This is a genomic window from bacterium (genome assembly GCA_035703895.1).
GTDB lineage: Bacteria > Sysuimicrobiota > Sysuimicrobiia > Sysuimicrobiales > Segetimicrobiaceae > Segetimicrobium.
Genome location: DASSXJ010000259.1, coordinates 1 through 10,348, shown reverse-complemented (window position 1 = coordinate 10,348; position 10,348 = coordinate 1). Strand labels below are relative to the sequence as shown.

At 64.5% G+C, this 10,348-nt stretch carries 11 protein-coding genes and 1 tRNA gene; 6 read left to right on the top strand and 6 right to left on the bottom strand.

What is annotated here, in order from left to right:
- Window positions 1-103 precede the first annotated feature (103 nt).
- Window positions 104-427 carry an NIPSNAP family protein gene (locus VFP86_17300; protein HET9001399.1) on the top strand — a complete coding sequence of 108 codons (324 nt, stop codon included), beginning with the start codon at window positions 104-106 and terminating at the stop codon, window positions 425-427.
- A gap of 1 nt (window position 428) precedes the next feature.
- Here VFP86_17300 and VFP86_17295 read toward each other — a convergent pair whose 3' ends face one another.
- Genes VFP86_17295 through VFP86_17285 form a run of 3 tightly spaced genes read right to left on the bottom strand, consistent with a single transcriptional unit; the run spans window position 429 to window position 3,506 of the window.
- The gene (locus VFP86_17295) at window positions 429-1,277 is read right to left on the bottom strand and encodes a carbohydrate ABC transporter permease (GenBank protein ID HET9001398.1); all 849 of its coding nucleotides are present in this window, start codon (window positions 1,275-1,277) and stop codon (window positions 429-431) included.
- Window positions 1,277-2,215, bottom strand: a complete 939-nt coding sequence (locus tag VFP86_17290; protein ID HET9001397.1) for a sugar ABC transporter permease — start codon at window positions 2,213-2,215, stop codon at window positions 1,277-1,279. Before VFP86_17290 ends, VFP86_17295 begins: the two co-directional genes overlap by 1 nt.
- Before the next feature lie 34 nt (window positions 2,216-2,249).
- Entirely contained in the window at window positions 2,250-3,506 is a 1,257-nt protein-coding gene (locus VFP86_17285) for an extracellular solute-binding protein (GenBank protein HET9001396.1), read from the bottom strand.
- A 138-nt stretch (window positions 3,507-3,644) separates the two neighbouring features.
- On the opposite strand from VFP86_17285, the gene VFP86_17280 reads away from it, so the two are divergent.
- Window positions 3,645-4,634 carry a 7-cyano-7-deazaguanine synthase gene (locus tag VFP86_17280; protein ID HET9001395.1) on the top strand — a complete coding sequence of 330 codons (990 nt, stop codon included), beginning with the start codon at window positions 3,645-3,647 and terminating at the stop codon, window positions 4,632-4,634.
- A 7-nt stretch (window positions 4,635-4,641) separates the two neighbouring features.
- Here VFP86_17280 and VFP86_17275 read toward each other — a convergent pair whose 3' ends face one another.
- The gene (locus VFP86_17275; protein ID HET9001394.1) at window positions 4,642-5,400 is read right to left on the bottom strand and encodes a hypothetical protein; all 759 of its coding nucleotides are present in this window, start codon (window positions 5,398-5,400) and stop codon (window positions 4,642-4,644) included.
- Entirely contained in the window at window positions 5,397-6,017 is a 621-nt protein-coding gene (locus tag VFP86_17270; protein HET9001393.1) for an ATP-binding cassette domain-containing protein, read from the bottom strand. Before VFP86_17270 ends, VFP86_17275 begins: the two co-directional genes overlap by 4 nt.
- Before the next feature lie 119 nt (window positions 6,018-6,136).
- Here VFP86_17270 and queG point away from each other — a divergent pair, with 119 nt between their 5' ends.
- Window positions 6,137-7,312 carry a tRNA epoxyqueuosine(34) reductase QueG gene (queG, locus tag VFP86_17265; GenBank protein HET9001392.1) on the top strand — a complete coding sequence of 392 codons (1,176 nt, stop codon included), beginning with the start codon at window positions 6,137-6,139 and terminating at the stop codon, window positions 7,310-7,312.
- Window positions 7,309-7,983 carry a phosphopantothenoylcysteine decarboxylase gene (locus VFP86_17260; protein HET9001391.1) on the top strand — a complete coding sequence of 225 codons (675 nt, stop codon included), beginning with the start codon at window positions 7,309-7,311 and terminating at the stop codon, window positions 7,981-7,983. The genes queG and VFP86_17260 overlap by 4 nt, the downstream gene beginning before the upstream one ends.
- A 64-nt stretch (window positions 7,984-8,047) precedes the next feature.
- Here VFP86_17260 and VFP86_17255 read toward each other — a convergent pair whose 3' ends face one another.
- Entirely contained in the window at window positions 8,048-8,758 is a 711-nt protein-coding gene (locus VFP86_17255) for an SDR family oxidoreductase (protein HET9001390.1), read from the bottom strand.
- Between the two features lie 134 nt (window positions 8,759-8,892).
- Here VFP86_17255 and VFP86_17250 point away from each other — a divergent pair.
- Window positions 8,893-8,968 (top strand) — tRNA-Gly (locus VFP86_17250).
- Window positions 8,969-9,708: 740 nt separating this feature from the next.
- Window positions 9,709-10,071 carry a nuclear transport factor 2 family protein gene (locus tag VFP86_17245; GenBank protein ID HET9001389.1) on the top strand — a complete coding sequence of 121 codons (363 nt, stop codon included), beginning with the start codon at window positions 9,709-9,711 and terminating at the stop codon, window positions 10,069-10,071.
- Window positions 10,072-10,348: the final 277 nt, after the last annotated feature.

Here is a 10,348-nt window from a genome sequence, read left to right as displayed (position 1 = left end):
TCATGCTAGCATAGCCGCTTCCGGGGCGGCAACGCTCCTCCCTGCAAGGCCGGCGGCAACACGGCAGCGAACCTGTTGCGCAACCGTCCGAGGAGGTGGGGTGATGGTGTACGAGCTCCGCATCTACAAGTGCATGCCGGGTCGCAAGGGCGATGTTCTGGCGCGCTTCCGGAACCATACGATGGGACTCTTCAAGAAGCACGGGATCGAGGTCGTCGGCTTCTGGGACACCCTGGTCGGCGAATCGGACGACCTCATCTACATCACGAAATACGCTTCCTGGGAAGACCGGGAGAAGAGGTGGAACGCCTTCGCCGCGGATCCCGATTGGCACAAGGCGCGGCATCAGTCGCATGCGCAGGGGTTCATCGTCGAGCACATCCGCACGTCCCTGCTCGCGGCCACGGACTTCTCGCCCCCGGTGTGAGCTACCCTTTCACCGCGCCGGCCGTCAGCCCCTTGATGAACTGCTGGGACATCAAGATGTAGAGCCCGATCACGGGAGCGGCGGCCAGCGTGAGGCCGGCGAACAGCAGCGCCCAGTTGGTGGCGAACTCACCGAAGAACACCGTCAGTCCCAACGGCAGCGTCTTGAGACGGTCCTGGTGGATGAACACGAGCGGGAAGAAAAAGTCGTTCCAGATGGGGATGATGTTGTACACGGTGACGATGGCCAGGGCCGGCCGGACCAGGGGAAGCATCACCCGCATGAGCACGCTGAGCTCCCCCGCCCCGTCGATGCGGGCCGCGTTGTCGAGATCCCTCGGCAGGGTCCGGAAGAAGCCCGTGAGGATGAAGATCGCGCTCGGAAGGCCCGAGGCCGTGTACACGAGGATCAACGACCAATACGTATCCAGTAGACGAAGGTCCCGCATGAGGATGAACAAGGGAATGATGGCCAGCCGGATCGGCACCATGATCCCCGTGAGGAAATACAAGTAGATCAGGTCATTGCCGCGAAACTGGTAGCGGCCGAGCGCGTAGGCGGCCAGGGTGCTCGTCGCCAGGATCAGCACCATGGACGCGGCCGTGACGATGACGCTGTTGCGAAAGTACAGGCTGAAGTGCGCCGCCTGCCAGACCGCCGAGTAGTTCTGCCATACCAGGGTGGGGGGAAGGCTGAACGGCCGCTGGAAGATCTCTCTGGTGGTTTTGAACGACGAGAGCACCATGAAGACCATGGGGAGGAGCACCAGGAGCGTGTTGACGAGCAAGACCGTCTGGGCGAGGGCCGCGCCGCCCATGCGCAGGAACCGCGTCCGCCCGACCGGCAGCATCACAGCTCCACCTCCCGCCGCCGCAGGTAGATGGCGCCGAGGCTGCTGACCACGAGAATCAATGTAAACATGATCACGGCGATCGATGATCCGATGCCGACGTCCGGGTTGCCGGTGTCGACCGCGCCGAACGCGGACCGATAAAAGAGGAGCCCGAGCACGTCGGTCGCGTGGTTGGGCTCACCGGTCACTCCCTGCATCACGTAAGGCAACTCGAACCAGTTGAAGGCCCCAATGAACGTCAGGATGACGATGATGTTCACCTGGGGGGCCAGCAGGGGCAGGACCACCCGTCGGAAGATCGCGCCGGGACCGGCGCCATCCAGACGGGCCGCCTCCAGATATTCATCGGGGATCGCCTGAATGCCGGCAAGAAAGACGATGGCGGGGAACCCCACCCACCGCCAGGCGTTCACGAGTGTGATCGCAATGAGCGCTGTATGCACATCCCCCAGCCAGGGACGGGCCAGCCCGCCGAGCCCGAGCAGCGCCAGAGACTTGTTGACGATACCCCAGACCGGATTGAGAAAGAGCTGCCACAGAAACCCCACGATCACCAGCGAGAGGGTCACCGGCATGAAGAAGATCGCCCGGTAGATTTGCGCCCCCCACGTCCGGCCTGCCAGGAGCACCGCGAACAGGAGGCCAAGCCCGTTTTGAATCACCATCGTGAGCGCAAAGGTCCACACGTTGTGCCAGAATGCGGTCAGCATCCGCACGCTGTAGGGATACTGCGTGAGCAGCCGCTGAAAATTAGCGAGACCACTAAAGGCGCCTCGCACGATCCCGTCCCAGCGAAAGAGGCTGTACGCCATCGCGCCGGCGATTGGGTAGGCGACGACGATGGTGAACAGGATGAGCGCGGGCGCGAGGCATGCCGCGACCCACAGCGCCTGACTCACACGGTAAGAGAAACGGCGCGGGCCGGGGAACGACATCGCCCCGGCCCCCACGCTCGCGGAGGTGTGCGCGCTATTGCCCCCTGAAGGGCTCAAACCAGGTGGCCAGACCCTTCGTCAGATCCTCGCCAACCTGCTGCGGTGTCATCTTGCCGGAAAACAGCCCCTGCAGATCGTTTTGGATCAGCTCGCTGCCGGTCGGGTTCTTCCACCGGAATCCGACAAGCATGATGTACGGGGTGGCATGCCGCATCCAGGTCTGGACCACTTGGAGTTGCGGATCGTGAATCTCGACCCCCGGGACGGCGGAGATCTGCTTGAGCTGGTCCGTGAACGCCTGCCCCCATTCCCGGGAGGCCGTGAACCGGATGAACTTCAGCGCGACCGCTTGGTTCGGGCTCTTGGCGTTCACCCCGTAGTTGCCGTCGTCGTAACTGCTGACCCACGGCGTGTCCCCATCACGCGCCACCGGCCCCGGCATCACGCCGATGTCGAGGGACGCGTTCTGGCTCTTGAAGTAGCCGAGCTCCCAGATGCCCCCGATGAACATCGCCGCCTGTTCGTTGATGAACAGTTGCTGCATATCCGTGTAGGCGACGCCCATGAACCCCTGAGGCATGTACGGCCGGATCTCCCCCATCTTGGCGAGCGCGGAGGTAAACTGGGGACTCTTGAACGTGGTTTGCCCGCGCGTGACGGCCTCGTAGAAGTTCGACCCGCCGTAGAAGTTGGGACCCAGTACCCCCATCGCGATCTCAAGCGTCCACCCCTCTTTTCCTCCGTTGGCCAGGGGCGTCACGCCCTTGTCCTTGAGGGCCTTGAGGACGGCGAGGAATTGGTCCCAGGTCTTGGGCGGCGTCACGCCCGCGCTCTTGAAAAGCTTCTTATTATAGAAGATGACCAACGTCTGGACGGCAAACGGCACGCCGTACACTTTGCCGTCGGCGCGGCTCCGGGCGCCGTCAAGCCACTGGCGGGCAAACGTCTTCAGTTCTGGGACCTTGTCCTCGAGCGGCACGAGAAACTCCGGCCTCGCGAACGGCTGGAGCGCACCGTAGGCGCGCAGGTGGACGATGTCGGGGCCCTTGCCGGCCTGCATGGCCGCGGACAGGACGGTGTTGTACTCCGTCGGCTTGTACGTCTGAAACTCGATGGACACCCCTGGGTTCTGGCCCTCGAACTTCTTGATCATGCTCTCGTAAAACGCCTTGTCCTCCCCCCGCCAGCTCCAGAACGTCATCGCAATCTTGGCTTGACCGGTCACCGCCCCCGGCCACAGTCCGACGGCGAAGACCGCCACCAACAGCAGGGTCACGACGCGCCTTCCCATTTCCCACCTCCCGGGGCCCCCGGCGGGGTCCCCTGACCCGCTGTTCACTTCAAACCATTTCTTCTCCTCTGTCGCCTCCCACCACACCGGTGCGGAGGGCCCGGTGACAACGGCCCGTGGATCGGATACCCTGGAAGCGTGGACATCCGCACGGCCCTCAATCAGGACATCCGCGCGACGACGCAGGGCGCTCCGGTCGTTGTGGCGTTCAGCGGCGGTCTCGACAGTACCGTCGTCGCTGCCCTGGCCCGCGACGCCCTCGGCGCCGATCACGTACTGCTCGTCACGGTCAATATGGGGGAGTACGCCTACAAGCGGGGCAACGAGATCGTGCTCGAGGTCGCAGAATCGCTGGGCCTGCAACAACGGTGCCTGCTGGGACAGTTCAAGCAGCATCGCGTGCAGGCGGCCGGCCCTGCGTGCAATCGCTGCACGCGCGAGATCAAGCTGGGGATGGTCAAGGCCGTCTCCGGCGGACGTCAGGTCCTCACCGGGGCCAACCGGAGCGACACATGGGGCCAGCTCGGCCTCAAGGTATGCAACGGCTACTACGCACCGCTGCTCGACCTCGGGAAGCCCGAAATCCGCGCGCTCGCCGATGAGATGAGGGTCCGCCCGCCGCGGATCGGGGAAAACCCGGGACGCGAAGGATGCAAACTCAAACATCTCTTGAAGCCGCTCGTCGCGCCGGAGTACCACGGGCGGGCGGTGGCGCGGGCCAACGAGGTTGTGCTGAGCGTCCTGCGCGAGGCCCGCTTCGCCGCGGAACTCGCGAACGTCAAGATCATCGGCCCGATGAGGCGCAACATCGGCCTGGTGAACGTGCGTCCCATCCCGCAAGGGGCGGTGCGGGATCGGTTAGTGGCAGCGCTCCGCGACCTCAAAGAACTGGACGAGGTGCACGTCATCGAAGCCCCACTCACGCTGGTCGCCAAGGCAAGCGCGGCCATCTTCAACGATCCTCACGCGCGCTACTGGATCGAGCGCGGGCGCCTCGCGCCCGATTTCGCCGCGCCGATCTCGGTAGAATGGCATCCAAGCGCGAACACACGCTTGGGGACATTTCAGATCGTCGACTTTAGGACGGCTGCTCAGGACCCCGATCGGCTCCCCGTCAGCACATCATAACGGCATTTCACGCGTGTGCGCGGGCGATCCGGGTGCGCAGCCAGAACCCCAGCACGCCCAGGATGCCCAACACCACGGCCCAGGCGAGACTGCCCCAGAACTGCCACCAGGCCACGTGGTTGGCGATCGCTCCTCCGACCACGATCTGCATCGGCAGGTACGAGGGGAAGTACTCAACGACGGCGCGGTTGGCCGCGGGGTTGCCGATCGGGTTTTGGATAAACGTATCCACCAGGCTCAACATGATGATGATAAAGAATCCCTCGAGATCGCCCCGGGCAACGACCCCAGCCAGCACCCCGATCGCCGCATACGTGAGCACGGCCCCGAACGTCCCGGCGACGACCACACCGGGGTGCTGGGGCGGGGTGAACGCAGCCAGCACGGCCACCGCGTACACGGACAGCACGGCCGATGCCCCCGCAAACGCCAGCAGACGGCCCAGGATCAACGCGCTCCGCGAATACCCGCACAAGACGAGCCGCTGATCGACGAGCGCGGATCGCCGGACCGCGCTCAGCGCCACGAACCCCATGATCAGCGTGGTCGCGTTCAGCATCCCGGTGAGCAGTCCCAACCGGTGCTGGCTGGTCGCCACGAAGACATGGAACGTGCGCAATTGGAACCCAATCGAGGCATTATCCGTGAGCCCGTAGATGACGCCGTACCATGCGGGGAGATAGACGGCTAGGAGGAGCATCGCGAACCGGTTGTGCGCCTGCTCGGTGAGGGTCAGCCGCAGGGCGATCCAGATCTGCCGGATCACCGGATCGCCTCCGGTTCGAGGACCCCGTCGTGGAGGCGCAGCAGCGTGTCGAACCGGGTGCGCTCGAAGACCAGGTGCGAGATGATGACGATGACCCTGCCGGCGCCCCGGGACTCCTCTGCGATGTCCCAAAACCGGAGATACGTCTCCCAGTCGAACCCTTGGTACGGCTCGTCGAGGAGCAGCACCTCGGGATCGTGCATGAGCGCGAGGATCAGGTTGAGCTTTTGCCTGGTGCCTCCACTCAAGTCGCCGACGAGCGTCCGGCGGTGCTGGCGGACGGCCAGCCGATCCAGCATTGCCTCGGCGCGCATGTGATGCTCGAGGCGGTACGCGGCGCGGAACCATTCGAGATTTTGGTCGACGGTGAGCCCGAAGTGCACCTGCGGGTCTTGAGGACAGTACCCGATGCGGCCGCGGACGTCGACGCGACCCCGGTCCGGCGGCAGCAGCCCGGCCATGATCCGGAGCAGCGTCGTCTTTCCGGCCCCGTTCTCTCCGGCGATTCCCACCAACTCGCCACGGCGAGCGGTGAATGTCACGTCGCGGAGCACGTGACGCCGACCGAACGAGCGGGCAACGTGGGACACGCTGAGCGAGGCGGGAGCAGATTCCACGGCACGACAGGTTCCAGCGTGCTAAGCGAACTCCTCTGGCGATCGAGTGTCGCCGTGACGATCGGTGCGTGAGGAGGGACCCGTCTGCGCAGTGTTATACTCAGACCGGGAGCGCCACGATGGACCTTGCGAAACTTGCGCAGGATGTCAAACACGAGGCGACCGCCGCCGGGTTCGATCTCTGCGGCATCACTACGAGTGCGCCGTTTGTCCGCGAAGGCCGGGCTCTCGCCGATTGGGTGGATCGCGGATACCATGGTGAAATGGATTACATGGCCCGAAACGCCCCGCGGTCGGGCGACCCGAAGGCTGTTGTGGAGGACGCCCGCACGCTCGTTGTGGTCGGTCTGTACTATGGGGGCCATACCAACGGCGCACCGAGCGAGGAAGAACCGGCGCCAGCGCCGGCGGAGGCACGGGGCCGGATCAGCCGGTACGCGCAGGGCGAAGATTACCATGCCGCCATGGAACAACGGCTACGCCGGCTGGCCGGGTATCTGCTGAGCCGAGGCGCCCGGGTCGCCCGCTACTACGTCGACACTGGCCCGGTGATCGACCGAGCCGCGGCCAGACGCGCGGGGCTCGGCTGGTACGGGAAGAACACGCTGATCATCACGCGCAGCGGGCACGGCTCATGGGTGTTCCTGGGGGAGATCCTCACCGACCTGCCGATGACCCCCGACGTCCCTGACGATGGAGACTGCGGCCGATGCCGCCTCTGCTTGGACGCCTGCCCCACAGGGGCGATCGTCGCGCCCTATATGGTGGATGCCCGCCGGTGCATCTCGTACCTGACGATCGAGCACCGGGGCCCGATTCCGCTCGAGCTCCGCCCGGCGATCGGGGATCACATCTTTGGGTGTGACATCTGTCAGGTCGTGTGCCCGCACAACACCAAGACCCTGGCCGAAGGGCACCCCGAGTTTGCGGCGCGCGCCGGCACCGGCGCCCGCCCCGCGCTGCTTCCTCTCTTAAACATCACCGAAGAGGAGTTCCGGCAGCGGTTCCGCGGCTCGCCGGTCAAGCGCGCCAGGCGCAGTGGCCTCCGCCGAAATGTCGCCGTCGCACTGGGCAACATCGCTGATCCGGTGGCGGTGCCGGACCTGATGATCGCGCTCGACGACGGGGATGACGCCTTGGTGCGCGGCCACGCTGCGTGGGCGCTCGGCCGGATCGGCGGCGACGACGCGCAGCGGGGCCTGCAGCACCGGCTGACGCACGAGCGAGATCCGTGGGTGCGGGAAGAGATCACGCTCGCGCTTTCTGGATTTGCCACGCCGGCTGTCTCACCATGAGCCTGTCTGGACGACGGATCCTCATCACCTCGGGGCCAACCCGGGCACCCCTCGACGCGGTGCGGTTCCTTTCGAACAAGTCCACCGGCAGGCTGGGGACGCTCATCGCCGAGGCGGTTGTGCAGGCCGGCGCCGACGTCACGTTTGTCTACGGTCGGGTCAGCGAAACCCCCACAATCCGGGGCGGCCAGCGGAGCCACCTGCGGCTCCTCCCCATCGAGACGGTACACGATCTCATCGTGGTGTTCAGGAAAGAGCTTCCGACCGGCTATGACGCGGTCATCCACGCGATGGCGGTGCTCGACTTCGAGCCGGCCGAGATCCGGGAAGAGAAGACTTCAAGCGACCTATCAGAGTGGGTGATCCGCCTCACCCCGACACCCAAGGCGGCTCCCCTGGTCAAGACGCTCGCGCCCAAAACCCTATTCGTGGGGTTCAAGCTCGAGGTTGGGAAGGGGAAAGACGCGCTGATCGAGATCGCCCGGGCCTGGGCCGACAAGACCGGCGCGGATCTCGTCGTGGCCAACGATCTCCGGGACATCGAGCGCGGCCTGCATATCGGCTACCTCGTCCGGCCCAATGGCGCGGTCGACGGCGTCGCCCAAGGGAAGGAGGCGATCGCCCGGATGCTGGTCGACTTCCTCAGCCGAACCCTCGGCGGCAGAGAATAAATCAAAGGACACTGATAGACGAGTTCTGAGTTTATGCCTGGGCCGACATCGCGCCGCCCGCCGCTTACGCCTTGGGGACCTGCAGCGGCGTGACGAACGCTTCCCTAATCCAGACGTTCGGCCCGGTGGACAGGACGGCTCGGACAACTCGAGCAACATCGTCAGGCTGAAGCGCCCAGTCCCGGCGCACGGTACTCTCCGAGAACGAGGTCTGGACCGACCCGGGCTCGACCACGCTCACCTTCACGCCGCTCCGCCGGACCTCGAGCCCGACCGACTCGGTGAACCCAATGACGCCAAACTTCGAGGCTGAATATGCCGCGCTCTCCGCCATCCCCAGGCGTCCCGCCCCCGAGGCAATGTTGACAATGTGGCCCCGCCGCTGGGCCACCATCACGCGCAGCGCGGCTCTAGTAAAAAGAAAAACTCCGGTCAGATTGACGTCCATCAGCCGCCGCCAAGCGTCGACCGGCATCTCATGGGTCACCCCGCGCCACCCGATCCCGGCGTTGTTCACGACGGCATCCAGTCGGCCTCCCCACTCCTGCGCGCGGGCGACCGCGGCCGCCGCGGTGGCCTCGTCGGTTACGTCGCCGGCAACCACTGTCGCCCGGTCCTCGCCGATCTCCTCCGCGGCGCGTACGAGGTCCGCCCGTGTCCGCGCGACCAGCACGAGCCGCGCGCCCGCGGCCGCCAGCTCTCCGACCACCGCGCGCCCGATGCCACGGCCCGCGCCCGTGATGATGATGACCTGCCCAGAAAGCTCCCCGTTCATGCATGCACCCCCGGCCGCGAAGATCGGCACTGCGTAGCGGCTTCTCGACTGGCCGGCTATATCCCCCCCCACCCTTTTGACGGAGGGCTTTGCAGGAACTATAATATGTCTTGCAATAAATAGTGGTGAGACGAGCGGGAATAGCTCAGTTGGTAGAGCATCTGCTTCCCAAGCAGAGGGTCGCGGGTTCGAGTCCCGTTTCCCGCTCCAAACCAATAAAATCCAGGCTCCCAGCGATTTTGCACCGCAAAAAACGCCCCAAAAAGCAGATGCTCACCCCGAAGCGGACTTCCAGGCTGCCCTAGAGACCTTTCTTCTCAGCCGGCGCGTCAGCAACTGCTCGTCCCGTACCGTAACCGGGTACGCCTGGACCCTCCAGCGGTTGGCCCAGGCGCTCGAGCTCGATGACCTTCGGGATGCGACTTCTCTGGGCGTCCAGCGCTATCTCACCAGTTTGCGCGAGACTATGAAGCCGGTCAGCGTGCACCATTATTTCCGAGCGTTGAAGACCTTCTTCAGATGGTGCATCGAGGCCGGCCTGCTCCAGAGACCCCTATGCGGGGCATGACGATGCGAATCACTCGGATCCTGCCGCGCGTGCCTGAAGACCAGGACGTGCAGCAGGTGCTTCGAGCATTCTCCCAGTTCATGATGAGGACGCAGGATCCTCGATGCGATCGAGTTTCAATATTATTCTCAGGCCTGAGTCGTTACCTGGAACAGTCGGTCAGGGTGCGAGCGAAAGCGCCCATACGCTCCTTCGCCCGCTCATCTACGGCTCTTCGGCAATCCAGAAGCCATCCGACATTTGGGGGGGGATTGGTACTGAGAAGTGAGGATGTAATTGAGTAGTCACCGTGTGGCGATGCGCAGTCCTCGCCGAAGTTAATACAGAGCCGTTCCGGGTCGAGATATCGCAAGCCGCACTCGATGCCGAGAGGAGACAAGCCATGTCCTATAGCACCTCGACCTTGCTGACCCGCAATCTTGACGACGTCTTCGGTGAAAACGACCCCGCGCGTCGGCGCGCGGCCATCGACGAGATCTTCACCGAAGATTGCGTGTTCTACGAGCCCAGGGGCGTCTACCGTGGCCGCGACGAGATCGATCGCGTCGCGGGCGCGATCAAGGCTACTCACCCTGACTTTCGATATCAGCCAATTGCCGCGCCCGAGGAATTGGGCAATAGCGGGCGGATCCAATGGGTAGAGGGCCGCCCTGGTGAGGCGCCAGCCAACGCCGGGACAGATTTCATCATTGCCCGGGACGGCCGGATTGCCGCCGTTTATCTCTTTTTCGACAAGCTACCCTGAGCTGGACTCTGCCGTGCGACGTCCTATGGGTAGGATTGGCAACGGCGCGAGGAATATTTCGCGGTCGCCCAAGCTACCTTGCTCGTGGTCTGGCAGAGGTCGTGCTCGCGGTTGAGTTCACTGCTCAGCCCGTGGTGGGTGGCGGTGCTCCTGTGAGGTTCGCTCAGATCGCGGAAATTGTTCGAAGGTGGGATCGATTCGAGAGAAAACTACCGCCTGGCCCGCCCCTGTGCTGCGCGCCCGCGATAAGATAGATGCGCGTAGTCCGCTGAGACTA